The following is a 26,618-nucleotide window of genomic DNA, read 5'->3' on the forward strand; positions in this document are numbered from 1 at the left end:
CCGATGGACGTCTCCTATCACAAGGCCCATGCCCGCAATCTCGGCCGCGACATGGAATACAAGCGCTACGGCCATGCCGGGCGGCCGGTGGTGGTGTTTCCCACCTCGCAGGGGCGTTTTTACCAGTTCGAGGATTCGGGAGGCGTCGCAGCACTCGCCGAATTCGTCGACACCGGCCGCATCCAGCTGTTCACGCTCGACGGCATCGATTCGGAATCCTTCTTCGACAAGCATGGCGATCCCATCAGTCGCATCGCCCGCCACGAAGCCTATTTCCGCTATGTGCGCGAGGAGGCGCTGCCGGAGCTGCAGGCGGTTGCCGCCAAGGCCAATGGCGGACGCGCCCTCAAGCCGCTGTTCTGCGGCTGCTCGATGGGCGGCTACCACTCGTCGAATTTCGTGTTCCGCTTTCCGGAGCTGGCGAGCGGCGTGATCTCGCTATCCGGCGTCTATTCGACCCGCGACTTTTTCGGTCGGGCGCTCGAGGGCAGCATCTTCTACAATTCGCCGCTCGACTATCTGCCGGGCATCGTCGACCAGAAGCTGCTCGGGCGGCTGAGGGCGCTGAGGCTGATCTTCTGCTGCGGGCAGGGCGCCTGGGAAGAACGAATGCTCGTCGAAACGCGCGAACTGGAGCAGGTGCTGCGCGAGAAATCCATTGGGGCCTGGGTCGACTATTGGGGCGGCGACGTCAGCCACGACTGGCCGTGGTGGCACAAGCAACTCGTCTATTTCTTTGGCCGCTGGCTCGATGACGACCTGATGCACAGGATCGACTGATGACCGCGCCCGACCCGATCCGCCGCTTGTCGAAGCCACCAATGCCGGCGACCCGGGGCCTTTCTCGAACCCTCACGGCCGATGCCTTGCTCACCGATTGGGGCCGTTCCTTCCGCGGACGCGAGCAGATCTCGCGCTGGAACCAATCCGACAGTATCGGCGTACAATCCCTTTTGATGCGCGTCGCGGGGTTGGCCGCCACCTCGGGTCATGTGGAATGGCGGCGTGGGCGCGCTGTCGCGATCCTCGCTCAGTAGGTCGCGCGCCCGCCGGACAGATCGAAGGTGGCGCCAGTGGTGAAGGAATTCTCGTCCGACAGCATGAAGGCGACCATGGCCGCAGCCTCCTCCACCTCGACGAATCGACCGCGAGGCACCTTGCTGAGCATATAGGTCACCTGGGCCTCGGTGAGCTGTTCGAGGATACGGGTGCGGGCGGGCGAGGGGGTCAACGCGTTGACGGCGATGTCGAGACCGGCGAGTTCCTTGCCGAGCGACTTGGTCAGCGCAAGCACGCCGGCTTTGGCGGCCGAATAGGCGGCGGCGTTGGGATTGCCTTCCTTGCCGGCCACGGAAGCGACATTGACGATGCGGCCGTAGTTGCGCGCGATCATGCCGGGCACCAGACGTCGGCAGCAGTAAAAGACGCCGTTGAGGTCGATTTCGATGATCTGCCGCCAGGCGGCGGGGTCATAGTCCACCACGGTCGCGGCCGGCCCGGCAATGCCGGCATTGTTGACAAGGAGATCGACAGGCCCGAGCGCCTGCTCGGTTTCGATGGCGGCGCGGTCGACGGCCTCGATCTGCGACTGGTCGCAAAGCAAGGCATCGACCCGGCCCAAGGGAGCAAGCTCGGCCACAGCGCTCGCCATCGCGGCCTGGTCGATGTCCCAGATGGCGACGCTTGCGCCCGACGACAGCAGGCGTCGGGCGACCGCAAGGCCGATGCCTTGCGCGCCGCCCGTCACGACCCCGACGCGGCCAGAGAGATCGACAGCATTCAAACGACGGTTCATGGCCAATTCCTCTGCTTCTCCATGCACTTGGTAGCGCGGATCAGTCCCTGACGTTTCGCGCCACAAGCTTGGCGACGCTTGGCCCAACAAGCAGCACGACGAGGAAACGGGCCGATTGCAGCGCCATGACGAAGGAGATGTCGACGTTCTGCGCGGCGGCGGCGATGATGGCGACGCTGTCCATGCCGCCGGGGCTGGTCGCCAGATAGGCGGTCAGCGGATCGATGCCGAGCACGCCGCTGATGACGAAAGCCATGCCGCCGCAGAAGGCGATCAGCGCTACGATCGAGGCCATGATCTGCGGCAGGGCGCGTGCCGCGTGGCGCAGGATCGGCCGGGTGAAGTTCAGCCCGATCGACCAGCCGACCATGGCGTAGCTGACGGCCAGCAGCCAGGGCGGCAATTGCATCGGCACGCTGAAGCCGAGATGGATTACCGCGCCAAAGATGAAGGTGCCAAGGAAGAAGGGCGAGGGCAGTCTGAGCAGCTTGCCGAGCAGGCCGCCGACGACCGCGATGCCAAGGGTGGCGCCAAAGGCCAATGGATCGATCGGCGGAAACCAGATGATGGGCGGCACTTCGACGCCCGACGTGTCGACCCACATCTTGGCGACGAGCGCCGCCGTCACCGAAACGAAGATGACACGCAGATATTGCATGAAGGCGACGAGGCGCTGGTCGGCACCGAAGGCGCCGGCCATCAGCACCATGGCGGTGGCGGCGCCCGGCGAGGAACCCCAGACCGCCGTGGTGCCGGGCAGGATGCGCCAGCGACTGATCAGCCAGCCTAGCAGGCTGGAGGCGGTGAGCGTCGCCACCACCATCCCGAAGAAGAGCGCCCATTCGGCGTAGAAGACCGGAAATATGTCGACCGAGATCGAATTCGCCACCAGGCAGCCGACCACGGCCTGAGCGGAACCGAACAGCGCGCGGGGTACGCGCACCGTGGCGCCGTTGGTGCCGGCCAGGATCGCGGCAAGCATCGGGCCGATCAGCAGCGCCGCAGGCAAGGCGGCCAATTCCAGCGCGCCGGCAAAGAGCAGCGAGAGCACCACCAGCGCCAGCCACTGCTGCAGCGGGCGCAATCGCGTCATGCGTTGAACAGACGGTTGCTCCAGTGACGGTCCTTCTGATGAAGAGTCCATATCCGGCTCTTAGCCCGGGCACGGACAAATGCGAACCCATTTTCCCGCGGAAATGCCGTTGGCGACGGTCTCGCGCTCAGCTGCCCTTCTCGGGGGCCGGAAGGCCGAAGCCGCCGACAGGATGGGTCTCGACCTGGAATTCGAAGCCGGCGATGAAAGGACGCGCCTTGGCGATTGCCGCCTGGACTTCGGGCAGTTGCAGGGACGCCTTATGGCTTGCCTGATCGGTCCACACTTCGGTGACCCAGATCGCGTCGGCATCGGCCGGATCGGTGGCGATGATGTAGCTCAGGCAGCCGGGCAGGGCACCGGTCGTCTCACGCAGCACGTCAATGACTGCATCGCGCTGGCCGCGTGCCGCCCGCATCTTGCCGATCAGTCCGAACATTCCCTTCCTCTCCCTCCAGGTTGCACGCTGAGCTGAGTATGCAATCGCCAGCTCACGGCATCAACTGGCCACCATTGACCTCGATCACCTGGCCGATGATGTAGCCGCTCAAGCGGTCGGAAGACAGGAACAGGTAAGCGCCGACGCAATCTTCGGCCCTTCCGGCGCGACCCTGCGGAATGGTGGCGACCATGCCCTTCATCTGCTCGGCGGTGGAATAGCGCTCGTGGAACGGGGTCAGGATGGTGCCGGGCGCCACGGCGTTGACGCGGATGCCGAAGCCGATCAGCTCCTTGGCCATGCCGCGCGTCACGTTGGAGACGAAGGCCTTGGACGAGCCATAGAGGCCGGCGCCGCCGCCGGCGCCGTTGCGGGCGGCGATCGAGGTGGTGTTGATGATGAAGCCGCCCTGGCGCTTCAGCCATGGGATCGCTCTGCGCGAGGCCGTCAGCACCGAGCGCGCGTTGAGATCCATCACCGCATCGTAATGGGCCTCGGTCTGCTCGGCATAGGCAACGCGGCCGAGCATGCCGCCGGCATTGTTGACCAGCCCGTCGAGCCGGCCGAAATGTTCAGCGCTCCCCTCGACCACGCGCTCGACGTCGGCGGGAACCGAAAAATCGCCCTGCGTCAAGAACACCTCGCCGCCGTCGTCGCGGATGGTTTTGGCGAGCTCTTCGGCGGCTTCCCGGCTTGAGTTGTAATGCAGCGCAACGCGGCATTTCTGCCGGGCATAGGCGAGGGCGAGGGCTGCTCCGATCCCGGTCGACGCGCCGGTGACCAGCACCGCCTTGCCGGCAAGATCGGGAATGACAAGCGTGGTCGGGTCAGTTGGCACGTCGATATCTCCAGGATTGCGCTGGCAATTGGTAGACGCTTCCCGGCCAGGTGTTCAAGTCAAGGCAAGATCAGGGCGCGAATTCAGGGCCGCAGATAGACATAGCCCTGGCGCTGCAGCTCCGCGAGCTTGACCACGCCGCCTTTCTCCGCGACCTGGAAGCCGGCAAGCAGGTCGGTCAGTGCGATGTCCATGCCATGCATGGTGTTGCTGCAGGCCTGCGGAACAAGTCCCTGCTGGACGAGGCCGGCAAAGCGGCTGGAGGTCGCGCCGGAAGCGCTCTTTGCCTTGAAGGCCGCAAGCGCCCGCCCGTGCACGACCAGCACGACCTCGACATTGCCGCCGGTGCCCTCATAGTGGTTCTTGATGTTGCCGAGGACGAAGTTGACCTTGTCGGCGTCGCTGAGATGGTAGGCGACCTTCAGCCTGTCTTCGCCGGCGGCGGCGCTCGCCTGTCGCAGACCGAAAAAACCGCCCACTCCGGCAAGACCGGCGCGGAAAACGTCACGGCGCAGCATCGCATCCTCCTCGATCCGGCGGCTCTCGCAAGTTTGCGTGGCCCAGCCTTCGTGCCTAGACTAGCATGAATCGCAATCACGTCCTGTCGGTGCGAGGAGAGGATCACATGACGTCGAGGATGGTGGCAGGTGCGGTGCTGGGTGCCGCGCTGTTCATTGCCGGCGCGGCGCTCGCAGATGATGCCCCCAAGCTGACCGAACTCAGCCCGAACGGCGCCGACGTCTGCTTCGGCCGGGTCTATGATGCCGCCCATCTCAAGGCGCATCCGCACCAGAAGGTGGCGCGCATCTTCTTCTACCATGGCCACGATCCGGCCAGCCGGCCGAACGAGGAGCCGAGCTCGATGTCCGACGCTGCCTATAACGGCTTTCTCACCACCACGGTGCGCGGCGCCAAGAAGCCGGAATGGGCGGCTGGCTGGTGCAACAAGGAGGATCCGAGCGACAAGGCGAGCGGCATCCGCTGCGGCATGGAATGCGACCGCACGCTGGCCTCGCTGAAAGTCGACGACAAGGGCCGGCTGATCCTCTCCAACGTGCAGCGTGACGTCTATCTCGACGCCGGCGCGGAGGAGGATCTCGGCAAGGCGAAATACAACGAGCAGGCGCTGGGCAGCGAAGACGATAATTTCCGTCTCGATCCGATGCCGGCCGACACCTGCAAGGCGGAGTTCGCGCGCATCGATCCGATCGACCCGGCGATCGGGGCCCCGCTGCGCGAGCGGCTGAAGCCGGACCAGCCCTTCTGCTACGGCCGCGACTATGACGACGCGCATCTGAAATCCCATCCGGACCAGATGACGCAGTCGATCCGCGTCTTCCGCGGGCCGATCGAGCTCGCTTCCTTCGCCGCCGGTGGCGATGCCGCCAACTGGCCAGACGGCGCCGACATCGCCATCTCGGTGACGACCAGGCAGAAAGAGGCCAAGGTTACGCAGACCTATTCCTGCCAGGGCGAGGCCGATCAGTGGCGCTGCTCGGCCAGCTCCAAGATGAGCGACTTTGCCTGCGACATCTCGCAGAAGGAGATTTTTCTCAAGCGCGGCGCCAGCGGCACGATGCTGCTGGCCAACCCCAACAATGCGCTCGCCATCGTCGACCTCTGCTCGAAGATGGCGGGCGGCAAGACCAAATCCGACGACAAGGTGTACAGGCTCAATCCGATGCCGCAGTCGGCCTGCACGCCGTGAGTGTGCCACTTCGTCACTCTAAAGTGTGGCGCTTCGTCATCCTATGCGGAGCAAGGAGGGGAGCGACGCGGCGCAGCCATAGGATCCATGCCGTTATGCTAAGGCGTTGAAACGGTGCAGAATTCTGCTTCGCTGCATGCTTCGGCCAAGGCCACGGCATGGATCCCAGGGGTCTCGGCGATGGAGCTTCGCTCCTGCTTCGTCCAGGGATGACGACACCGCGGAGGCCCGGCCAATTTTCCAAGGCGTGCCTGGAAATCGCTTCAGGCGAAAGGCACCGCCGTTGTGCCTTTCGGCAGCTTCGCCTCGTCGTCCGGCTCGACATGGATGGTGACGCGCACCGAGGGGATCTCGGCCTTCAGCGCGTCCTCGATGCGGTCGCAAATGACATGGCTGGCGCCGACCGTCATGTCGGCGTCGACGACGAGGTGGAACTCGATGAAGGTCGCTCGCCCGGCGATGCGGGTTTTCAGGTCATGCACCTCCAGCGCACCCTTCGAATTGGCCGAGATGATATCGCGGATCTGCATGTGCTCCTGGGTGTCGACGGCACGATCCATCAGTCCGCTCAGCGACTCTCCGGTAAGCTTCCAGCCCTGATAGAGAATGTTCAGCGCAACAAGAAGCGCAAGCAGCGGGTCGAGGATATGCCATCCAGTCATCACCGCGGCGACAAGGCCCACGATGACGCCGACCGAGGTAAGCACGTCGGTCATGATGTGCTGGCCGTCGGCGACCAGGGCCGGCGATCGTTCGCTGCGGCCGTTGCGGATCAGCACGAATGCCCAGACGGCATTGACGAGCGCCGCGCCGGCATTGATCGCCAAGCCCTGCCAGGGCTGTTCGAGCGGCGCGGGATGCTGCAGCGATTGCCACACCTTGGCGATGATCAGCAGCGCCGCAACGACGATCAGAACACCCTCGAGCACCGCAGAAAAATACTCGGCCTTGTGATGGCCGAAGGGATGGTCGCTATCGGCCGGCTTATGGCTGATGCGGATCGCCCAGAGAGCGGCTGCTGAAGTGATGACGTTGACGATGGATTCCAAAGCATCGGAATAGAGGGCCACGGAGCCGGTCATCTGCCAGGCAACGAATTTCAGCCCCATCACCAGGAAGGCGATGACGATCGACCAGAAAGCGAGGCTGGCGATCTTGCGCTTCGCGGCGGCTCTTGCGGCCGCCGTCGCCGTGTCTTCCACCGCGGCCATCGTTGCTAGGCAGCCTTTTCCTTGGCCTTGCGCGGCAGATGCGCAACGATGTTCTCGATGATGCGCATGCCGGCATTGTGGCCGAGCGTCATGATCGATTCCGGGTGGAACTGAACGGCGGCGATCGGCTCCTTGCGGTGCTCGAAGGCCATGATGACGCCGTCCTCGGTCTCGGCCGTCACCACGAAACCTTCGGGCAGGCGCACCGGATCGGCGAAGATCGAATGATAGCGGCCGACGGTCACTTCCTTGGGCAGCCCCGAGAAGATGATGCCCGGCTTCGAGACACGGATGCGCGAGGGCTTGCCGTGCATCGGAATGTGCAACTGCCGCAACTCGCCGCCATAGGCTTCGGCCAGCGCCTGCAGGCCGAGACAGACGCCGAAGACCGGCAGGTCGCGGGCGCGCGCTCGTCTGATGGTCGCGGCGCAATCGAAATCCTTCGGCGTACCCGGGCCGGGGGAGAGCACGACGAGATCGGGCTTCAGCCGCTCGAACACCTCTTCCGGCACCGGCGTCCGCACGGTGGAAACAGTGGCGCCGGTCTGGCGGAAGTAGTTGGCCAGCGTGTGGACGAACGAGTCCTCGTGGTCGACGAGCAGGATGTTGACGCCGTCGCCGACGCGCGCGGTGGTGCGTTCGGTGCCTGCGGCGTTGCCGGTCTTGGCGTCGCGTATGGCGGAGAGCATGGCGGATGCCTTCAGTTCGGTTTCGGCTTCTTCTTCCTCAGGAACGCTGTCAAAAAGCAATGTGGCGCCGGCGCGCACTTCGGCGATACCGTCCTTGATGCGGATGGTGCGCAGCGTCAGCCCGGTGTTCATGTCGCCGTTGAAATTGACCATGCCGATCGCCCCGCCATACCAGGCGCGCGGGCTCTTCTCGTTCTGCTCGATGAAACGCATGGCCCACAGCTTCGGCGCGCCGGTGACGGTGACCGCCCAGGCGTGTGACAGGAAGGCGTCGAAGGCGTCCATGCCTTCGCGCAGCCGTCCCTCGATGTGATCGACGGTGTGGATCAGGCGCGAATACATCTCGATCTGGCGGCGGCCGATGACGCGCACCGAGCCCGGCTCGCAGACGCGCGACTTGTCGTTGCGGTCGACGTCCGAGCACATGGTGAGCTCGGACTCGTCCTTCTTGGAGTTGAGCAGCTTGAGGATCTGCTCGCTGTCGGACATGGCGTCGTCGCCGCGCTTGATGGTGCCGGAGATAGGGCAGGTCTCGACCCGACGGCCGTTGACGCGCACGAACATCTCCGGCGAGGCGCCGATCAGATACTCGTTTTCACCGAGATTGATGAAGAAGGAATAGGGAGAGGGGTTGATCGACTTCAGCTTGCGGGAAATGTCGGAGGGCTGGGTCTCGCAACGCTCGTAGAACATCTGTCCAGGCACGACCTCGAACAGGTCGCCGCGCTTGAAGCTCTCCATCGCCCGGCGCACCAAATTGGCATATTCGCCGGGTTCGTGATCGCCGCGCGGCGGGATGCGGTCGGCGGTCCTGAACGGCTCGACATGAGCATCGCGGGCCAAGCCTTCCGTGGAAAACCCTTCGCCGGAATAGTCGTAGCGGTCGGTCCAGGCCTTGGTCGAATAGTGGTCGACGACGAGGATCTCGTCGGGCAGGAACAGCACCAGGTCGCGCTGGCTCTGCTTACGCTCGAGCTTGTAGTCGACCGGGTCGAACTGGAAGGCGAGATCGTAGCCGAAGGCGCCGTAAAGGCCGAGATTGGCGTCCTCGGCAGTCTTGAACAAAGCCGTGATGGCGCGCAGCACCGTGAAGACGGACGGCACGCGGCTGCGCTCTTCCTCGGTGAAGACGCGGCCGGGCTTGGCGACATCGAGGCGGATCAGCTTTTTCGAGCTCTCGGCAATCGCCACCTCGCTCAGCTCGCCAAGCGCCTTGCCGATCACCGGCAGCAGCACTTCGCCGCGCTGGTTGAGCGCCTCGATGCGCATGGCGCGGCCGCGCGCCGAGATCACCAGCGGCGGATCGATGATGGCCGTGTCCCAGCGCGTGTAACGGCCCGGATATTCGTAGTTCGAGGAGAACACCGCGCCGCGGCGGGAATTCAGGCCGTCGACATAGGCGTCAATCGCGCCTTCATAGGGCTGGTCATGGCGTTCGCGGGTGATCGTCACCCCGCCCGCGGTGACGAAGCGCTCCGCCCCGTTGTCCAGAACTGTAGTCGTCATTGCCGTCTCCATCAGCGTTTTGGGCAACGGACCCGGGAATGGCTTGGAAAAACAAATGGCCGCCCGGACATTCCGCTGCGGCCACCCTCATTTTCACGCATGCGCGTTCGAACCGGCCGCTGTCAGCGAGCCCACCACCAAACGGTCTTGTTCGAACGCATGTTCATGGCGACTCCCATAGCGGCGAATGACGGCCCGCGCAACTGGATTTCACGCGAACGGTAAAGCCGGCCCGTCAGTCCTCCAGCGTGCCGGAGCGCGCGTCGGCGCTCCTCTTGTCGCCGGCAAGCTTCAAAAGATCCTCGCCGGCGCGAATGATGCGGCGCGAACGACGGGTCAGGATGAAACCCGACTGGGGCGCGAACACCTCGGTGCGGCCGCCGGCTTCGCCGGGCGCATGGACGATCGTCGCCAGCCGGTCGCCCTTGTTGACGCGGTCGCCGGGCTTGACGTCGTAAAGGATGGCGCCGGCCTTGGGCGAAGGCATCATCTCGATGTTTTCCAGCGGTACGACGGCGCCGGAGAAGCTGCTCGCCTTCGGGACGGAAGGGTCCTGGATGACGCCGCGCGTCACCAGCAAGCGGTATAGGCCGGCGGCATCGGAGGCGGCCAAGCCGCTGTCGACATCCAGCATGCCGCGATATTCGACCGTGGTGGCGACGCGCCGGTCGAAGCGCGCGACGCTCGCAGGCACATTTTGATAGGGCATGATCGAGGCGCCCTCGAAGGTGCCGCTACTGTCCTCGCTCCACAGCAGGACGGCATCGATGCCCATCGCAGCCGCGCAGTCGGCCATATGCGGCCACAGGCTGGTGTGGATGTAGAGATAGGCAAGGCCCTCATCGTCGCAGTGGAGATCGAGCACGATGTCGTTGCCGAGCGAGAGTTGGACGAGCCGCTTCTTCAGCCGGCGATCGGCGCCGCCGAGGTTGACATCCGCTAAAAGCTTGGCGTCCGGCGCGGCAAGCAGCGGGAAAGCACGGTTGAAGTTGGTGCGGGTGCCGAGATTGAATCGGCCCTGGTGCTCGCCGAAATGGTATTGCGCCCGGCCGATTGGATTGGCCCAGGGCACCAACGTGATGGCGCCCCTGATGCGGCCTTCCGCTTCCGCCTTGGCAAGCATCGGCATCAGCGCGTCGATGGCGACGACACCCGGCAATTCTCCGGCATGAAGCGCCGCCTGCAGATAGGCCGAGGGCGCCGCCTTGTCCGTGCCCTCGAAGCGGAAAACCGGGAATTCGTAAGCAACGCCTTCGCTGTCGCCTGCGATGCGCTCGATGGTCTTTTGCACGGGGTTCCTCCGGTGGGTGGCCAGGCATGCATGGTTACGGCCCGGGTGTCAGTGGTCCAGTCCGCCCGCGCGATAGGCGCAAGCCAACCGTCGGACGCCTTCAGCACTGTTTGCCAAGACCGAGAGGCCCCGACGTGGAGCGGCGATCTGGCGTTAGGCCAGCGGCTTCAAGTCTTGGGCGATGGTCGGCAGAAGCTCCGAGACGTTGGGGTGGATGTGCATGGCGCGCGCCAGCGTCGAGATCGGCGCCTTGGCATACATCAGATCGAGCACTGAGTGGATCGCCTCGTCGCCGCCCGGTCCGAGCACCGAACAGCCGAGGATCTCGCCGGTGTCGGCGTCGGCCAGGATCTTCATGAAACCTTGCGTCTCGCCCTTTTCGACGGCGCGGCCGACACGGGTCATCGGCCGCTGGCCGACAAGCGCGCGGCGGCCGGATTTCTTGACAGCGGTCTCGGTCATGCCGCAGCGGCCGAGCGGCGGATCGATGTAGAGCGCATAGGCCTCGATGCGGTCGCTGACCTTGCGCGGATCGTTGTCGAGCAGATTGGCGGCGACGATCTCGTAGTCGTTGTAGGAGGTGTGGGTGAAGGCGCCCTTGCCGTTGCAGTCGCCCATGGCCCAAATGCCGGGCACATTGGTGCGCAACTGGTCGTCGACGACGATGTAGCCGCGCTTGTCGACCTCGACGCCGGCCTTGTCGAGGCCGAGGTCGTCGGTGTTGGGGACGCGGCCGAGCGCCAGCAGCACATGCGAGCCGACCGCCGGCGGCTTGCCGGCAGAGAAGGTCACGGCAATACCGTTGCCCTGCCTGGCAAAGCCGATGTCCTCGGCGCCGACATGGACGGTGATGCCTTCGTTTTCGAGGATCGACTGGATCGCGGCCGAGACGTCCTCGTCCTCGTGGCCCGTCAGCCGCGGCGCTTTCTCGATCACCGTGACCTCGGAGCCGAAACGGCGGAACATCTGGGCGAATTCGAGCGAGATATAGCTGCCGCCGACGACGACCAGATGGCTGGGCAGCACATCGAGATCCATCATCGAGGAGTTGGTGAGATAGGGGACGTCGTTGACGCCGGGCAGGTCCGGCACGGAGGCGCGGCCGCCGGTGTTGAGGAAGATTTTTGGCGCGGTCAGCAGGTCGTCGGCGACGCGCACTGTATTAGCGGATTCGAACCTGGCATGGCCGCGATAAAGCGTGCAGCCCTTCATCCCCGCGATCCAGCTTTCGAGATTGCCGCGGGCATCGTTGGTCACCTTGTCCTTGCGTGCCTTGATCCTTTGATAGTCGACCCCGACCGGACCGGAGAGCGCGACGCCATAGTCGGCGGCGCGGCGGGCAAGATGCGCGGCGTAGGCGCTCGCCACCATCGCCTTGGTCGGCATGCAGCCGGTGTTGACACAGGTTCCGCCGATAAGCTTTCGCTCGATCAGCGCAACGCTCATGCCGGCGGCGTCGAGCCGGCCGGCGAGCGAAGGGCCGGCCTGGCCGGCGCCGATGACGATGGCATCGAAGTTTTTCGCGCTCATGCGACCGCCGCCACGATCAGCAGGCCGCCGATGATCGCCACCGCGTCCTCGATGAAGGCGGCGGGCGGATCCTTGCCGAAGGCGGCAGCCATCCTGGCGCGTGCTTCCGCGCCGCCCAGCGTGCCGATCACCGCGCCGATCGCGCCGGCGATGAGGCCGCCGATGGTGGCGCCGACCGTGGCGCCGATCACCGCGCCGCAGAAGGCGCCCGTGACGATGCGCGCGCCAAACTGCTGCGGCACCTTGCGGCTCGGCGTCGACGGCAACTGGTCGGTGACGAGTTCGACAATCGCCAGGACGGTGAAGATGCCGACCGCGATCCAGTGGCCCATGAAGCTTGCCCAGGTGCCGGCAACCGGGATCCAGCCGAGATACGAACCCCAGGCAACGGTCGCTGGCGCGGTCATGGCGCGAAGGCCGGCGACGACGCCAATCAGCAATGCCAGAATGTAGAGCATCATCATCCCCTCAAATTCGGAGCTCCGCACGGTTCCGCGGATGGCAAGCTAGCATAGGCCTGGCGTTTGGCCATGGGCTTTTCCGGTCGGGCGGATTGTGCTTTGGCAGCGGGACGGGAATGGAGGAGCAGCCATGACGACAAGCGAGCGCATGAAGATGGCGGCGGGTGAATGGTACAGCTGCATCGACCCGGAGCTGGAGGCGATGCGGGTGACCGCCCGCGACGCAGTGTTCGAGCACAACAGCATGCCGCCCCGGCAGCGCGGCGACATCGGCGCGACACTGCGAGCGCTGCTCGGCGGCCTAGGCGAGGGCGCGCGCATCGAGGCGCCGTTCCACTGCGCTTACGGCTTCAACCTGTTTCTCGGCGAGGGCGCCTTCCTGAACGCCGGTTGCACCATTCTCGATACCGCTCCGGTGAAGATCGGCAGGAGGACGCTGCTTGGCCCCAATGTGCAGATCTATTGCGCCGAGCATCACCGCGAGGCCGCCGGGCGGCTGGCCGGATTGGAGATCGCCAAATCGGTGACGATCGGCGACAACGCGTGGATCGGCGGCAGCGCGGTGATCCTCGCCGGCGTCAGCATCGGCGAAGGCGCCATCGTCGGCGCCGGCGCGGTGGTGACGCGCGACGTTCCGGCCAATGCGACCGTGGTCGGCAACCCGGCGCGGATGGTTACACGCCGCTGAGGGCGACCCGTGCGCTGCCCTTCGAGAATTCGCGCCGGTACTGCATCGGCGAGGTTCTGAGCCGTGCCGCGAAATGCTGGCGCAGCGACGTGGCGCTGCCGAAGCCGGCCTCGAAGGCCACCATGTCCATCGATTTGTCGGTCTGTTCCAGCAGCCTCTGCGCCAGCGCCAAGCGCTGTTCGGCCAGCCAACTGCCGAAGCTGGTGCCGGTCGTCTTCTGGAAGCGACGCGTGAAGGTGCGGCGGGTGAGGCCAGCTGCTTCGGCGACGCTGTCCAGGGTGTGAGCTTCGCCAAGCGTTGCCCGCACCCCGTCAAGTGCCTTTGTGAACCGGTCGGCGTTTGGCGTCGGCGCGAGCGGGCGCTCGATGAACTGAGCCTGTCCACCCTGCCGGTGCGGCGACAGCACGACGTGGCGGGCGAGCCGAAGCGCTGCCTCGGCGCCGTAGCGGGCGCGCACAATGTGCAGGCAGCAGTCCAGCCCGGCGGCGACGCCGGCCGAGGTAACGACGTCGCCTTCATCGACATAGAGCACGTCGGCATCGACGGCGATATCGGGGTGCAGCGTCTGCAACTGGTCGGTATAGGCCCAATGCGTGGTGGCCCTGCGTCCCGCCAGCAGTCCGGCGGCGGCGATGGCGAAGGTGCCGAGGCAGAGGCCGACGATCAGCGCGCCGCGCTTATGTGCCCGTTCGAGCGCATGCTTGAGCGGCGCTGCCAGAGGAGCATCGAGCTCTTTCCAGCTTGGGATGATGACGATGTCGGTCTGGTCGAGCGCCGAAAGATCGTGCGGGACCGAAATGCTCAAACCGGCATCGGTATGGATAGGTCCTTGCTCCGCCGCGCAGACGCGGAAATCGAAGCGCGGCAGGCCGAGCTTGGTGCGATCCGCGCCGAAGACCAGGCAAGGCACGGAAAGGTGGAACGGGCTGATGCCGTCGAAGGCGACGACGGCGACGATCGGATTGCGCATGGCAGACATCACAGGTTACGGCAAGGAGTGTCCCAATTTTTTCGAATAATGTCAATTGGGCCACTTTCTGGGAATAGATGTTCGGCCTAGCTTCGCCACCTATCAACCCGCTCGAAAGGAACCGCCATGTCAGCACCAGCCACCCAGCCACGCCGCGCACTCGTCGTCGTCGATGTCCAGAACGACTACAATGGCGGCAATCTCGCCATCCAGCATCCGCCCTTCGCCGACAGCGTCGCCAACGTGGCGCGCGCCATGGACGCCGCCACTGCTGCCGGCATCAAGGTCGTTGTCGTGAAGCAGATGGCGCCGGAGACTTCGCCGATCTTCGCCAAGGGCAGCCATGGCGGCGAACTGCATCCCGAGATCGCCGGGCGCGCCCGCGACCACTATGTCGAGAAGACGCTGCCCTCCGCCTTCACAGGCACCGACCTCGAGAACTGGCTACGCGCCAACCACATCGATACGATCGCGGTCGTCGGCTACATGACGCATAATTGCGACCTGTCGACCATCATCCATGCGGTGCATTTGGGCTTTGCGGTCGAGTTCCTCTCGGATGCCAGCGGCTCGGTTCCCTACGCCAACAGCGCCGGCTACGCGTCTGCCGAAGACATCCATCGCGTGGTGAGCGTGGTGCTGCAGTCGCGCTTCGCCGCGGTGCTCAAGACCGCCGAATGGATCGATTGCCTGAAGACCGGCGCCCTGCCGGAGCGCGACACGATCTATGCGTCGAACCAGCGGGCGCTAAAGCGGAACGCTGCCTAAGCATTTCACCGTTTCACGGAAACGGCGAAATGCTCTGGCTTTTTGTTTTTGACGCAATTCCAGACGGAAAACTGCTCACACTTTCCTGGAATTGCTTTAGCCGCACCAACGCCGAAAGAAAAAGGGCACCGCAGCAGTGCGGCGCCCTTCGTCATTTCAGCTCCTAACGCTGCCTAGAACAGGCCCTCGATCTGGCCCTGCTCGTTGAGGAAGATCTTCTCCGAGGAGGGCGACTTGGGCAGGCCGGGCATGGTCATGATCTCGCCGCAGATGATGACGACGAAGCCGGCGCCGGCCGAGAGCCTGACCTCGCGCACCGGCACGGTATGGCCGGTCGGCGCGCCGCGCAGGTTTGGGTCGGTCGAGAAGGAGTACTGGGTCTTGGCCATGCAGACCGGCAGATTGCCGTAGCCTGCCTGTTCCCACGCATGCAGCTGGTCGCGGATCGATTTGTCGGCGATCGCCTCGTCGCCGCGATAGATGCGCTTGACGATGGTGTTGACCTTCTCGAACAGCGGCATCTCGTCCGGGTAAAGCGGCGAGAACTGCGAAGCGCCGGATTCGGCGATCTCGACGACCTTCTTCGCCAGGTCCTCGATGCCGGCCGAGCCTTGAGCCCAGTGCTTGCACAGGATCGCCTCGGCGCCCTGCGCCTTGACGAAGTCCTTCATCGCCTGGATCTCGGCGTCGGTGTCGGTGGTGAAGTGGTTGATCGCCACCACCGCCGGCACGCCGAACTGCTTCACGTTCTCGATGTGACGGCCGAGGTTGAGGCAGCCCTTCTTGACCGCTTCGATGTTTTCCTTGCCGAGATCTTCCTTCTTGACCCCGCCATTCATCTTCATGGCGCGCACGGTGGCGACGATGACGGCGGCCGCCGGCTGGAGCCCGGCCTTGCGGCACTTGATGTCGAAGAATTTTTCGGCTCCCAGGTCGGCGCCGAAGCCGGCTTCGGTCACGACGTAGTCGGCAAGCTTCAGCGCCGTCGTCGTGGCGACGACCGAGTTGCAGCCATGCGCGATGTTGGCGAACGGGCCGCCATGCACGAAGGCCGGGTTGTTCTCCAGCGTCTGCACCAGGTTGGGCTGGATGGCGTCCTTCAAAAGCACGGCCATGGCGCCGTCGGCCTTGAGGTCGCGGGCATAGACCGGCGACTTGTCGCGGCGGTAGGCGACGATGATGTCGCCGAGGCGCTTCTCGAGATCCTTGAGGTCGGTGGCAAGGCACAGGATCGCCATGACTTCCGAAGCGACGGTGATGTCGAAGCCGGCCTCACGGGGGAAGCCATTGGCGACGCCGCCCAGCGAGCAGATGATCTCGCGCAGCGCCCGGTCGTTCATGTCCATGACGCGGCGCCAGGCGACGCGGCGGGTATCGATGCCGAGCTCGTTGCCCCAGTAGATGTGGTTGTCGATCAGCGCCGAAAGTAGGTTGTGGGCCGTGGTGATCGCGTGGAAGTCGCCGGTGAAGTGGAGGTTCATATCGTCCATCGGCACCACCTGGGCCAGGCCGCCGCCGGCGGCGCCACCCTTCATGCCGAAGTTCGGGCCGAGCGAGGCTTCGCGGATGCACACGATCGCCTTCTTGCCGATGCGGTTCAGGCCGTCGCCGAGGCCGACCGTGGTGGTCGTCTTGCCTTCGCCGGCAGGCGTCGGGTTGATGGCGGTGACGAGGATCAGCTTGCCGTCCTTGTTGCCCCTTACCGATTTGATGAATTCGGCCGAGACCTTCGCCTTGTCGTGGCCATAGGGCAAAAGGTGCTCGTAAGGGATGCCGATCTTGGCGCCGATCTCCTGGATCGGTTTCTTCCTGGCGGCGCGCGCGATCTCGATGTCGGACTTCACTTCGGCCATGACGGCTTTCCTCTGGATTGTGCGGTGGAGGGGACGGGTTCGATCACTAAAGCAATTCCAGGAAAAGTGTGAGCCGGTCTTCCGTCCGGAATTGCGTGAAAACGAGGAAACAGGGCGGTTCTGCGTTTCCGCCCGGACGCAAGGGCATGTTCTAACCCTGTCGCGGTCACGGCGTCAACTTTCATGCAACTATGTTTCCTGTGAAGAAATTATGCGTTCCCGGCCGACCTTCCCAAGGGTCTTTGGCGCCCGGTCGTTGCGAGCGTATAGAAGCCAGAGCAGGGATCGTTCCGCCGTCTCAAAACAGCCGCGCAATGCGCGGAATGCGACAGACGCGACGGCGCAAATCCGCCACCGAGCTGCGGTGGCGGCAGCGCTATTGGCTGAGCACGTTGCTGATCTCGACCATGTTGGAGCGCACGCGCAGGATATAGAAGCCCATGGTCGTCAGATGCGTCGGCAGCAGCCAGCCGTCCTCGCGGCCGTTGGCGATGATGAAGGGCTGGATGCGCAGTGCCGAGACGAATTGCGCGTCCATGGTGTCCCACAAATTCTGCAGGTGCTTTTCCTTGATCACGTCCTCAAAGTCGGCCTGCGCCGCTTTCATCAGGCCGTAATAGGCGTAGAGCTGGCCATAGGCGAACCAGAAGCGGTCGTCGGCGCGGAAGTCGAACCAGCCGTCATTATGGTTCTCGGCGCGCTCCTTCAAGATCGCGGAGGTCGAGCCGATGTCGCTGGCGATGCGGTCGATATATTGCTTCAGATTGTCGGCGCGGGCATCGAACGTCGCCTGACAACTGGCAAGGCGAGCGTTGAAGGAGCGCAGCTTGCGCACCGCGTCGCGGTAGTAGCTCGGCGTCGGCGTCTTGGGGCCGAACGGGTTGAGGCCGAAATACCAGGTCTCTTCGTCGAATTGCAGATTGCCGCGTGCATCCTGCAGGTCGGCGTCGATCTGCGAGGTGGTGCGCACGCGGCCGAGATTGTCGGCTAGCTCGGTGGCGGTGCGCCGGACCGCCTGGTTGATGCCGCGCTGGAAAGAGGCCTTGTTGTCCATCCACGGCGTATGGTCCCAGTCGATGCCGAACAAGCCGAGCTTGTAAAGGATCATCGAGGAGACCCAGGCATTCTGGTTGACGTTGAAGTCCGTCAGATCGGCAGCCACCTGGGCTATCCCTGAGTTGCCGCAGGTCTTGGCGGTGTCGGTGCCAGCGCCGGCGGAGACCTGCTCGCCGGCCGAGACGCTGCGCTTCTCGAAGGTGTATTTGTCGGGATAGTTCGGGTCGAAATTGTTCCACCACTGGGTGGCGTAGAAGAAGTTGGCGTAAAGGCCGATCAAAACCAGCAAGGCGAGGCCGACCACCGCCTTCAGGATCCAGCCGCGCTGGCCATACCAGCGGCCGGCCCATATGAACGGCCAGAGAATAATGCCGACGACGAAGCCTATGCCGCGGCCGATCCACTGGAAAATCCGGGTGAAGAAATTCACGATCGGATCAAGCATGGCTCTCGTCACCCCCTCAGTCCGTCAAGCCGTAAAGGCGCGCGCGGAACGCGGCCTTGTCCTTCAAATATGTGGTTTTCAGAACGTCCACAACATGCGATCGCCATGCATCGCTGAAGCCGTCGAAGTCCTTGTAGAAGCCCGGTTTATTGAAGACGTAGCGCGAGACGAAGTCCTGTGGCACGAAATCCGAGATCAACTGATTGGTGAGCCAGGCATCGGGATGATCGGGCTTGGCGCGCACAACCAGGAAGCGCTGGCGCGGCGGCACATCTTCAAGCTTCAGGTGGCCGAACTGGGCGATCTCGCGCTTGGCGGCGTTGAGGAAAGGGAAATTGCCGTCGCTGGCAATCAGGTCGGCATGGCTGTGGATCCAGGTCTGCAGCCAGACCTTGTCGACGTCCGTCAAGTTGCGGTTGGGCTCGGCATCGCGGATCAGTGCCCTCACCACCATCTCGGCGCGGTGCTCCAGATAGCCCGAGGTCTCGATCCAGGAAGCGCGCGGCAGGTCAAGACGGCCCGTGGCGGCGAGGAAGCGGAATACCTTGTCCGCGTCGTTGATCGACAGATAGCTCACCTGCCAGGGCCGCGAGCGGCGGAAGCCGGGCGCAGCCGGATCGCTGATCACCGTCGTCATGTCCGGGTCGACGAAGACGTACAGCCCGCCGAAATGGCTGGTCCAGTAGGCGTTGTGGCGGAAGATCACCTGATCGGGCACCAGCGCGTTCTCGCGGATGTCGCCGCAGACCTTGGCGAGGCCGACCATGCGCTCGAGCATGGCGTTGTCGCGCCAGGCGTCGGGTTCCTGCTTCAGCCGGTCGACCAGCTTGCCGAGCTCGGCCGCCTTGCCGAGCACGTCCTCGGCCGACAATACCTTGAACTCGACCTGATTGATCGACAGCAGGTCCTCGATGTCGTCGACCCTGGGGACGGAGTCCTCGATCTCGCCGTAGATGACGTCCTTGATGGTCAGCGCGTCGATGGCACGCTGGTTCTTGGACATGAACTCGAACATCAGCTGCGAGGTGTTGGAGAAGGCGGTGTGCACGACCGGCAAATCGATCTGCGACGGCGTCAGGATGATGAAGCGGCGGTTGACCTCGTTGGGATCGAGATAGCCGTAATCGCCACATTCCTCGGCCACCTCGGGCGAGAAACCGGTGCGGTCGATCTGGAAGCTCGTCAGCTTTGTCGGCTCGAGGCCGAAGGCGACGAGAGCCTTGTTGTAGCGCTGGATGAGATGCGGCTCGTCGACGACGAGCAGCCTGCCATAGATCAGCTCGTTGTCGCGCAGAAGGTCGGGCTTTTTGGCGGGACGGGTCATTGGCAAAGGTCCGACGGATGTAGCCTCGAAAGGCGAACCGGCAACGCCGACGCCCCCCTCTCCCCGTTCTTGACGGGGAGAGGGTAAGGGTGAGGGGCGGCGCCAACGATCAAAGATTTGTCTCCCCGTAGCCGCTGGCAGCAATAAATCGAAGCTCGTGCGTCTCGATCAGACAATCGAGACGGCATTCGATCGCAGCAAGTATGGTTTCGAGCACCTCACCCCGCTTCTTCAAGACATCGACATTCCAGAAGCGGAGAACGGACCAATTGTTTGAGATCAGGAAGCGATCCCTGATCTGGTCGTAGCTGTCGCCTGCATGCTGGCTGCCATCGACCTCGACAACGAGCTGGCACTCCCTGCAGGCAAAATCAGCGAAATAATTGCCTATCGGAAACTGCCGCACAAACTTATGGCCATTCAATCGTCTGTCGCGCAGTTCCATCCAAAGAGCTGTTTCCGCGTTGTTATCCGACTGCCGGAGGCGTCTTGCCCGTTTCGTTGTAGCGACTTCTGGTCCACGCACGGCGCTGCCCCTCACTCTTACCCTCTCCCCGTGAAGTACGGGGAGAGGGAGGCGCCGACGTTGGCACCACATCCTTCCGCACTTGCGGGCAGCGAAGGAAGCCTACGCATTCCAAAGCCCCTTCTTCTTCAGCTCCTCCATCTCGCGCACGGCGCGTTCGCGCAGCCGCGCGTCGCGCAAAAGCTTCTCGACCGCCGCGTCGTCGGACTTGTCGGAGTAGCGGAATTCGGAATCGGCGTAGCGGTTGATCTCCTGCATGACCATGTCCATCGAGAACGGCCCGCGCAACTCCTCGATCATCGCCTTCTTGTCGTCGTAGCCCTTGTGGATGAAGGCTTCCGGCTTCTCGAACCAGTCGTCCGGCAGCTCGATATCCATGGCGCGCATCTTGATGGCGTCGGTCACGTTCTTGATGGCGCGGCCGGTGAAGCGCGGCTCGGCATCCTTGATCATGTGCAGGTAGGTGCCGATATCGGCCATCGTCTTCGGCGCGCCGTTCTCCTTCATATAGCGCTCATAGACCTTCATCAGCCCGTCTTCCTGCGGCTTCTCGTGCTCCTCATAAGCCGCAGTCACGGCGCGCTGGATTTCCTGCGCGGCATAGAGCTCGTGCTCGCCCAGCGGGATCTTGTGGTTCTTGCCGGCGAGCAGCACGAAGATGTCGATGTAGTCGTCGCGGCTCTGGGGGCCGTCGACCAGCCAGCGGGCGCCGGCGCGCTGGCGCAGCGCGTCGTCGACATTTTCGGGGTAGTTGGAAAACATGCCGAAGGAGCAGTTGCCTCGCACCACGGTGGAAGCGCCGGCAAAGGCGTCCATGAGCACGCCGGTGATCTCCTGCTGGCCGGCGGATGCACGGTCGTCCGAGCGGCGCGCCGCCACCTGGTCGATGTCGTCGATGGTGCCGAAACCGATGGCCCGCGGATTGAGCACATTGTTGATGAACTGGCGGCAGTTCTGGCCGGACTTGCCCTGGTAGGAAGAAATCTGGTCGACCCCGAAATTCTCGTAGACGAAGGGATAGCCGGCGACCTGACAATAGTTGTTGAGGAGGCCGGCGATCATCTGGATCAGCGTCGTCTTGCCGGTGCCTGGCGCGCCGTCGCCGATGAAGGTGAACAGAAAGCCGCCGAGCTCCACGAAGGGGTTTAGCTCGCGTTCGAAATCATAGGCCATCAGCATCTTGGCAAGCTTTACCGACTGGTATTTGGCAATGTGATTGCCGACGACCTCTTCCGGCTTCTTGAAGGTCATCACCAGCGGCTTCAAGCGCTTGCCGGGCGCGACGTCGAAACCGTCGAGGGTGAAGTCGTCGGCATCAATGCGGATATGCGCGTTCTCGAACGGACCGATGCCGTCGAAGCGCCCCTTGCGCGCGAGCAGCCCGTCGATGGCGACGCGGGCGAATGCGCGCGCCCTGGTCATCAGATCGGCATCGTCCTTGGAGCCGGCAATTGCCTTGTCGAGGCCTGCCACGATCGACTTCACCGCGTCCTGCGGCGTGTCGAACAGGAAGTCGGGTTCGGGACTGTCGTTCGGCGCCTCGCCTTCGCTGTCGATCAGCTGGAACAGGTAGGAGGCGAAGCTGAAAGCCGAAACATAGGCGGAGGCCGACAGCAGCTTCTTGAATCTCGCCGCCTCGTCGCCTTCGAGCGGGGCACGCGCGTTCTTGGCCTGCAGGCTTTCGAGATCGGATCCTTCGGCAAAGACATCCGATACGGCCAGCGCGATCGCGAGCCCTCGCCGGGCGCGGTAGAGAAGCATGTGCTGCGGGATGCTCATCAGCTGGTCGTCGGGATGGATCGCGGCGACCGTTTTCGACAGTTCGACCTCGCGCGTGCGGCGCACCGAACCGGCCGAGACGGTCGAGACGAAGCGCCGGTTGGTGCCGGCAAGCGCGGTGCCGGACTCGCGCGATGGATCCTCCAGCACGACGATGCGGGTGATGAAGCTCTGCGCGGTGGCGCGATGCTTTTCGATTGTCGATTCCGAGATCGTGGTCAGCCCGGTGTCCATTACGGATGCTCCGCGGTTCGACGGTCACACATCGCTGATGACCTGCCCTTTGGACAGGATGTGGACCTTGTAGCCGGAAAAGATCTTCTGCGCTTCGCCCGCGGCATAGAGCGCCTGATAGGCCTCGTGCGGGATCAGCGCGTGGTTCTCATAGCTGGAGACGCCTTGGCGCGCGGCTTCGAGGTCGTCGGTGTTGATGAAGAATTCCTGCGTCGTCTTTTCGCTGGAGAACAGCCCCTTGCGGCCGGGCTTCTCGGACTTGGAAAAGACTTCCTGGATGGTCCAGGTCAGCAACCAGGCGTTCTCCGGCTTGCGCACCTTGGCCAGAACCTCGGTCACCGTCGAATTGTTCTCGGTGATCCCGGCCGAATAGAAGGGGCCGAGCACGACGCGCCGCAACTGCTTCGGGTGCAGCGGCTCGAAATCCTTGTCGAGATTGACCGCGATGGTCGCCGGCGACAGCGTGTAGGCGGAATTCTTCTCGGTGAAATCGTCGAAGCGGTGGGCAAGCTCGGGGTTGAGCAGGCCATCGACGGGAAGCGGAATATCGATCTTCTCGTTCAGCTTGCCGTTCGCGTCGACGAGCTGTCGCACCATGCTCTCGGAGGAGTCCTCGACCGTCACCATATAGATCAGCGGCAGGTTGGCGCTGCCGTCGAACGAGGCCCAGTGGACGAGGTAGTAAGGCCGCGTGGTCTTGGGATTGACCGAGACTTTGGCCGTCTGCGCCAGGGTGAACGGACCGAAGGTGGTCTCGCTCTTGACGCCCTCCAGGTAGAGCCGCTCGGCCATCGACCTTTGCAGCGCCACAGGAAATTCCTTGTGGCGCAGGATGAAGTCGGCCATCTCCTCGCGCAACTCGCCGGCCTGCGGAATGTTGGCCAGCCGGCTGTCTGCCTGACGGCGGTCGTTCTCCAATTCGAGCAGGTTCTGGAACACCGGATAGCCGCTGTCGGCGCGCGAAATGCGGAACGTATCCATGAAGCCCAGCCGGTTGCGCCAGCAGTCGAATGAGTTTTCCAGCCGGGCGATGTATTCGGCGACGATCTTGGCGACGATGCCGTGCCGGTAGAGCGGCGAGCGGTCGTCGCGCATGAACAGTTCCAGCCCGCTCAGCGCCGCGGTGATGGCGAAGAAGTAGCGCGCCGCCGCTTCATTTTCGGGGGTCATGGCACCGCCGTGTCGAAGAATGCCGTCACACCGCCTACTGCTGCACGTAGTTCGCCGAATTGTGCTTCTTCATCACCTCGTCGAAGCGGCGGGCGAAGGCGTCGTCGGCGAGTTTCTTGCGGCGCTGGATGTCAGCGGTGGCCACCATATTCTTCTCGTGCATCTCCAAGAGATCGCCGATGTGCTTCTGCGAAGCGGCGCCGATGCCGGCCATCGTCTCCTCGGCCGTGTTGTCGACCTGGCTGCCCAGCGTGTTGATCTTGTGGGCGACGTCCTGCTGGGCGGCCGTCTTCAGCGAGTCTTCCAGAGCTTTGTAGAGCACGATGCGCTGCTCGGTGTCGATTGTCAGCTTGTTGATCAGCGTCGACTGCGCGGCGATCTGGTTGTTGAGGGAATCGACAAACGTCTGAAACATCGAGGTGTAGCGCTCCAGCGTCTGGCTTTCGGCCAGCAGCTCCTGCTCCTTGGCCTGCTTCTCGTTGTATTCGGTCGCCATCTTCGAACGCTCGCCCTCGAGCTGGGTGCGTTCCTTCTGGCTGGTCGAGGCGGCGATCTTGTTCTCGATGTCGAGCAGCATCGGGTTGAGTTCCTCGATGCGTTTCTGCACCGCCTCGAGATTGGTCATGGTCGCCTTGCGGCGCTCGATCACCTGCGACAGGCTAGCCTCGGAGGTCTTGTAGCGCTGGTCCAGGATCTGCTTCTGGGCTTTCAGGATGCCGACGATGGTGTCCGATTTCGCCAGGAGCTCCTGCAAATTACCGGCGAGCGACATGTTGCGCACGCGGTCGGTGCGCATGCGCTGCTTGCGCTGCTCGGAGAAGACGCCGACGAGATTTTCCCAGCCGGTGTAGCTCTTCATGCTCTCGAATTCGGCGCCGAAGACATTGGTGGCGTCCTCCAGCCCGATGATCAGGTCGGCGATATTGCCTTCCATGACCTTCTGCTGTTTCAGCACGTCCTCGATGCGGGCGTTCTCGAGGTCGAAATTGGCATCGCCGATCTTCCTGTCGGCCTGCGCCAGCGTGTCGAGCACGGTTCCGGACTGCTCGATCTTGGTGCGCATGTCCTCGACGACCCGTTTGGTCTTGGCAATTTCGGCATCGAAATTCTGCAACGTCGCCATAGGGGCCTCCCGCTTCGGCATCCGGTTTCGTGTCGCACGTCGCCGAATATATGTGGGGGCTCAAGGGATTGAAAGAAGGAAGACAGGGAGACGTGGCAAAACAAAAGAATTGGCCAGGTCCTTGAAAGATAAGGCAAGCATGCTCATGCCGAGTAATGCGCGCCGCCTTCAGGCAGCTTTAGCTGGTATGCCTTAAGCTCTTGTTTTTGCGGACAAGCTGCGGCGCTGGGAAGTGTGCAAATCTGTTGTGCCGAATCGTGGCAATCAAGCGGCCATCAGCCGGCCGATGGCAGCGATTGCCCAACTTAATCGGAAGTCGCGAGGCTCCCCGTCTCAGTTGCGGGCAAAGCCGATGAAGTCGTCGGGCGCAGCCCTGCCCATTTCCTCTTCCCAGTGCCGGCGGCAGAGCGAGACATAGACGTCCTTGCCGATCGCCACCTGCTCGCCTTGCTTTGCCACCTTGCCGTCGGGACCGAGGCGAACGACCATCGTCGCCTTGCGGCCGCAGCGGCAGATGGTGCGCACTTCGCGCAGATCGTCGGCGATGGCGAGCAGCGCGCGCGAGCCGGAAAACAACTTGCCTTGGAAATCGGTGCGCAGGCCGTAGCACATGACCGGGATGTTCAGCCGGTCGGCGATGCGGGCCAGCTGCCAGACCTGCTCCTCCTCGAGGAACTGCGCCTCGTCGACGAAGATGCAATGCACGGTGGTGTGCTCATGATGCTCGGCGACGCGGGCGTAGAGATCGTCGCCGTCGCGGAACATCTCGGCCTCGGTCTCGAGACCGATGCGCGACGAGATCAGTCCCTTGTCGCCGTTGCGATAATGGCCGGCGACGAACAGCATCGTCGTCATGCCGCGTTCGCGATAGTTGTAGGATGCCTGCAGGAGCATCGTCGTCTTGCCGGCATTCATCGTTGCGTAGTTGAAGTAGAGCTTGGCCATATGGGTGTTTAAGCTCAATTGCCGCGGGGCGGGGAAGGGGCCGCGGGCTCCTTCCACCAAAAAAGCGGGCCCGCCGGAAAGCGCGGCATGTCGCTGAATGGCAAGCGCGCGCCGTTGATCGCGGTGTGGAACCGCTTGAAACCGCATCAAAATGGTGTTTGGCTGGCGAAACAAGGCGGGCGCAAGAACCGTGACTTCGCGCCGCTTTAAAAAACCGCAATGGGAGAAAGTTCATGTCGCGTATGAAATCCTTCGTCGCCGGCCTCGGGCTGGCGGCGCTTCTGTCCACGACCGCGGCCTATGCCGGCGATCCGGCGAGCTGCAAGGCCGTGCGTCTGTCCGATGTCGGCTGGACCGATATCCAGGCAACCACCGGGGTGGCTTCGGTGCTGCTCACCGCGCTCGGCTACGAGCCGCAGGTGATCCAGCTTTCGGTGCCGGTGACTTATGCGTCGCTGAAGAACAAGGACCTCGACGTCTTTCTCGGCAACTGGATGCCGTCGATGACCAATGACATCAAGGACTATACCGCCGACGGCTCGGTCGAGACGGTAAGCACCAACCTGACCGGCGCCGGCTACGGCATCGTCGTGCCGACCTATGTCGCGGATGCGGGCGTCAAGACGCTGACCGATCTCGGCAAGTTCAAGGACAAGTTCAACGGCAAGATCTACGGCATCGAGGCCGGTAATGACGGCAACCGCATCATCCTCGACATGATCAAGAACCCGAAGGACAATCTCGAAGGCTTCGAGCTGGTCGAGTCCTCGGAAGCCGGCATGCTGACGCAGGCCGAGCAGTCGATGAAGAACAATGAGTGGATCGCCTTCCTCGGCTGGACGCCGCATCCGGTGATGGGCGCCATGAAGATCACCTATCTCGACGGGATGGGCGACAGCGGTTTCGGCGCCGCCACCGTCTATACGAACACGCGCAAGGGCTACACCACCGAGTGCCCGAATGCCGGCAAGTTCATCTCCAACCTGAAATTCAATCTCGACATGGAAGGCGAGATGATGGACGCGATCCTGAAAGGCGGCGATGCCCAGACGGTCGCCACCGACTGGCTGAAGAAGCATCCGGACGCGATCGCGCCCTGGATCGCCGGCGTGACCACCTTCGACGGCGGCGATGCGGCTGCGGCCATCAAGACTGCGCTCGGGAGCTGAGCCGGCT

Annotated in this window: 27 protein-coding genes; 7 read left to right on the forward strand and 20 right to left on the reverse strand. The window is 63.6% G+C overall.

The features are described 5' to 3' along the window. The first annotated feature begins 3 nt into the window (after window positions 1-3). Together A9K66_RS18600 and A9K66_RS30805 are read left to right on the forward strand one after the other, a co-directional pair. Window positions 4-780, forward strand: a complete 777-nt coding sequence (locus A9K66_RS18600) for an esterase family protein (protein ID WP_067326426.1) — start codon at window positions 4-6, stop codon at window positions 778-780. Then, window positions 780-1,037 (forward strand): hypothetical protein, encoded by a 258-nt coding sequence (locus tag A9K66_RS30805; RefSeq protein WP_067326429.1) that lies wholly within the window; start codon window positions 780-782, stop codon window positions 1,035-1,037. Before A9K66_RS18600 ends, A9K66_RS30805 begins: the two co-directional genes overlap by 1 nt. On the opposite strand, the gene A9K66_RS18610 is transcribed toward A9K66_RS30805, so the two are convergent. From A9K66_RS18610 to A9K66_RS18630, 5 genes are all read right to left on the reverse strand, one after another. Next, window positions 1,031-1,783, reverse strand: coding sequence for an SDR family NAD(P)-dependent oxidoreductase (locus A9K66_RS18610; protein ID WP_067327099.1), 753 nt, complete (start codon window positions 1,781-1,783; stop codon window positions 1,031-1,033). The two genes, A9K66_RS30805 and A9K66_RS18610, sit on opposite strands and share 7 nt — an antisense overlap. A 52-nt stretch (window positions 1,784-1,835) precedes the next feature. Beyond that, complete coding sequence (locus A9K66_RS18615) at window positions 1,836-2,939, reverse strand: AbrB family transcriptional regulator (protein WP_067326433.1); 1,104 nt, start codon at window positions 2,937-2,939, stop codon at window positions 1,836-1,838. A 76-nt stretch (window positions 2,940-3,015) separates the two neighbouring features. After that, window positions 3,016-3,327 (reverse strand): putative quinol monooxygenase, encoded by a 312-nt coding sequence (locus A9K66_RS18620; RefSeq protein WP_067326436.1) that lies wholly within the window; start codon window positions 3,325-3,327, stop codon window positions 3,016-3,018. Window positions 3,328-3,379: 52 nt separating this feature from the next. Next, window positions 3,380-4,165, reverse strand: coding sequence for an SDR family oxidoreductase (locus A9K66_RS18625; protein WP_082953952.1), 786 nt, complete (start codon window positions 4,163-4,165; stop codon window positions 3,380-3,382). Window positions 4,166-4,248: 83 nt separating this feature from the next. Further along, window positions 4,249-4,683 (reverse strand): DsrE family protein, encoded by a 435-nt coding sequence (locus tag A9K66_RS18630; RefSeq protein ID WP_067326442.1) that lies wholly within the window; start codon window positions 4,681-4,683, stop codon window positions 4,249-4,251. 107 nt (window positions 4,684-4,790) lie between these two features. Between A9K66_RS18630 and A9K66_RS18635 the strand changes: the two genes are divergently transcribed. After that, the gene (locus tag A9K66_RS18635) at window positions 4,791-5,873 is read left to right on the forward strand and encodes a hypothetical protein (RefSeq protein ID WP_067326445.1); all 1,083 of its coding nucleotides are present in this window, start codon (window positions 4,791-4,793) and stop codon (window positions 5,871-5,873) included. Window positions 5,874-6,136: 263 nt separating this feature from the next. On the opposite strand, the gene A9K66_RS18640 is transcribed toward A9K66_RS18635, so the two are convergent. The 5 genes from A9K66_RS18640 to A9K66_RS18660 all read right to left on the reverse strand — a co-directional run bounded on the left by A9K66_RS18640 (window position 6,137) and on the right by A9K66_RS18660 (window position 12,558). Continuing rightward, window positions 6,137-7,084 (reverse strand): cation diffusion facilitator family transporter, encoded by a 948-nt coding sequence (locus A9K66_RS18640; RefSeq protein ID WP_067326449.1) that lies wholly within the window; start codon window positions 7,082-7,084, stop codon window positions 6,137-6,139. A gap of 5 nt (window positions 7,085-7,089) precedes the next feature. Continuing rightward, on the reverse strand, window positions 7,090-9,279 hold the full coding sequence (locus A9K66_RS18645; RefSeq protein ID WP_067327101.1) for an anthranilate synthase: 2,190 nt from the start codon (window positions 9,277-9,279) through the stop codon (window positions 7,090-7,092). Window positions 9,280-9,514: 235 nt separating this feature from the next. Continuing rightward, window positions 9,515-10,570, reverse strand: a complete 1,056-nt coding sequence (locus tag A9K66_RS18650; RefSeq protein ID WP_067326452.1) for a succinylglutamate desuccinylase/aspartoacylase family protein — start codon at window positions 10,568-10,570, stop codon at window positions 9,515-9,517. 153 nt (window positions 10,571-10,723) lie between these two features. Then, window positions 10,724-12,100 carry an FAD-containing oxidoreductase gene (locus A9K66_RS18655; RefSeq protein ID WP_067326455.1) on the reverse strand — a complete coding sequence of 459 codons (1,377 nt, stop codon included), beginning with the start codon at window positions 12,098-12,100 and terminating at the stop codon, window positions 10,724-10,726. Next, window positions 12,097-12,558, reverse strand: coding sequence for a DUF4126 domain-containing protein (locus A9K66_RS18660; RefSeq protein WP_067327104.1), 462 nt, complete (start codon window positions 12,556-12,558; stop codon window positions 12,097-12,099). Before A9K66_RS18660 ends, A9K66_RS18655 begins: the two co-directional genes overlap by 4 nt. A gap of 133 nt (window positions 12,559-12,691) precedes the next feature. On the opposite strand from A9K66_RS18660, the gene A9K66_RS18665 reads away from it, so the two are divergent. Beyond that, window positions 12,692-13,249, forward strand: a complete 558-nt coding sequence (locus A9K66_RS18665; RefSeq protein WP_067326458.1) for a sugar O-acetyltransferase — start codon at window positions 12,692-12,694, stop codon at window positions 13,247-13,249. Here the strand turns inward: A9K66_RS18665 and A9K66_RS18670 are convergent. Then, window positions 13,236-14,219 carry a helix-turn-helix domain-containing protein gene (locus A9K66_RS18670; protein WP_067326461.1) on the reverse strand — a complete coding sequence of 328 codons (984 nt, stop codon included), beginning with the start codon at window positions 14,217-14,219 and terminating at the stop codon, window positions 13,236-13,238. The genes A9K66_RS18665 and A9K66_RS18670 overlap by 14 nt on opposite strands. Window positions 14,220-14,345: 126 nt before the next feature. Between A9K66_RS18670 and A9K66_RS18675 the strand changes: the two genes are divergently transcribed. Continuing rightward, window positions 14,346-14,987 carry a cysteine hydrolase family protein gene (locus A9K66_RS18675; protein WP_067326464.1) on the forward strand — a complete coding sequence of 214 codons (642 nt, stop codon included), beginning with the start codon at window positions 14,346-14,348 and terminating at the stop codon, window positions 14,985-14,987. Window positions 14,988-14,992: 5 nt separating this feature from the next. On the opposite strand, the gene A9K66_RS30400 is transcribed toward A9K66_RS18675, so the two are convergent. From A9K66_RS30400 to A9K66_RS18715, 9 genes are all read right to left on the reverse strand, one after another. Further along, window positions 14,993-15,142, reverse strand: a complete 150-nt coding sequence (locus A9K66_RS30400; RefSeq protein ID WP_156751097.1) for a hypothetical protein — start codon at window positions 15,140-15,142, stop codon at window positions 14,993-14,995. 18 nt (window positions 15,143-15,160) lie between these two features. Further along, a complete protein-coding gene (locus A9K66_RS18680) occupies window positions 15,161-16,840 on the reverse strand; it encodes a formate--tetrahydrofolate ligase (RefSeq protein WP_067326468.1) in 1,680 nt (559 codons plus the stop codon). A gap of 376 nt (window positions 16,841-17,216) precedes the next feature. Further along, a complete protein-coding gene (locus tag A9K66_RS18685) occupies window positions 17,217-18,341 on the reverse strand; it encodes a DUF2333 family protein (RefSeq protein WP_067326471.1) in 1,125 nt (374 codons plus the stop codon). 16 nt (window positions 18,342-18,357) lie between these two features. Then, the gene (locus A9K66_RS18690) at window positions 18,358-19,665 is read right to left on the reverse strand and encodes a DUF6638 family protein (protein ID WP_067326474.1); all 1,308 of its coding nucleotides are present in this window, start codon (window positions 19,663-19,665) and stop codon (window positions 18,358-18,360) included. Between the two features lie 109 nt (window positions 19,666-19,774). Continuing rightward, window positions 19,775-20,191 carry a DUF559 domain-containing protein gene (locus A9K66_RS18695; RefSeq protein ID WP_067327107.1) on the reverse strand — a complete coding sequence of 139 codons (417 nt, stop codon included), beginning with the start codon at window positions 20,189-20,191 and terminating at the stop codon, window positions 19,775-19,777. A 102-nt stretch (window positions 20,192-20,293) separates the two neighbouring features. After that, window positions 20,294-22,204, reverse strand: a complete 1,911-nt coding sequence (locus A9K66_RS18700; RefSeq protein ID WP_067326478.1) for an ATP-binding protein — start codon at window positions 22,202-22,204, stop codon at window positions 20,294-20,296. Window positions 22,205-22,228: 24 nt separating this feature from the next. Further along, window positions 22,229-23,374 carry a hypothetical protein gene (locus tag A9K66_RS18705; protein WP_067326482.1) on the reverse strand — a complete coding sequence of 382 codons (1,146 nt, stop codon included), beginning with the start codon at window positions 23,372-23,374 and terminating at the stop codon, window positions 22,229-22,231. Between the two features lie 34 nt (window positions 23,375-23,408). Further along, window positions 23,409-24,497 carry a hypothetical protein gene (locus A9K66_RS18710; RefSeq protein ID WP_067326485.1) on the reverse strand — a complete coding sequence of 363 codons (1,089 nt, stop codon included), beginning with the start codon at window positions 24,495-24,497 and terminating at the stop codon, window positions 23,409-23,411. Between the two features lie 333 nt (window positions 24,498-24,830). Continuing rightward, window positions 24,831-25,442: a thymidine kinase gene (locus tag A9K66_RS18715; RefSeq protein ID WP_066994253.1), complete on the reverse strand. Its 612-nt coding sequence runs from the start codon at window positions 25,440-25,442 to the stop codon at window positions 24,831-24,833. Between the two features lie 87 nt (window positions 25,443-25,529). Between A9K66_RS18715 and A9K66_RS31510 the strand changes: the two genes are divergently transcribed. Both A9K66_RS31510 and A9K66_RS18720 read left to right on the forward strand, forming a co-directional pair. Continuing rightward, window positions 25,530-25,652, forward strand: a complete 123-nt coding sequence (locus A9K66_RS31510) for a hypothetical protein (protein WP_259979959.1) — start codon at window positions 25,530-25,532, stop codon at window positions 25,650-25,652. A 23-nt stretch (window positions 25,653-25,675) separates the two neighbouring features. Next, window positions 25,676-26,611: a choline ABC transporter substrate-binding protein gene (locus tag A9K66_RS18720; protein ID WP_066994256.1), complete on the forward strand. Its 936-nt coding sequence runs from the start codon at window positions 25,676-25,678 to the stop codon at window positions 26,609-26,611. The last annotated feature ends 7 nt before the right edge of the window (window positions 26,612-26,618 follow it).

It is taken from the genome of Mesorhizobium sp. AA23 (assembly GCF_001672435.1).
Taxonomy (GTDB): Bacteria; Pseudomonadota; Alphaproteobacteria; order Rhizobiales; family Rhizobiaceae; genus Mesorhizobium.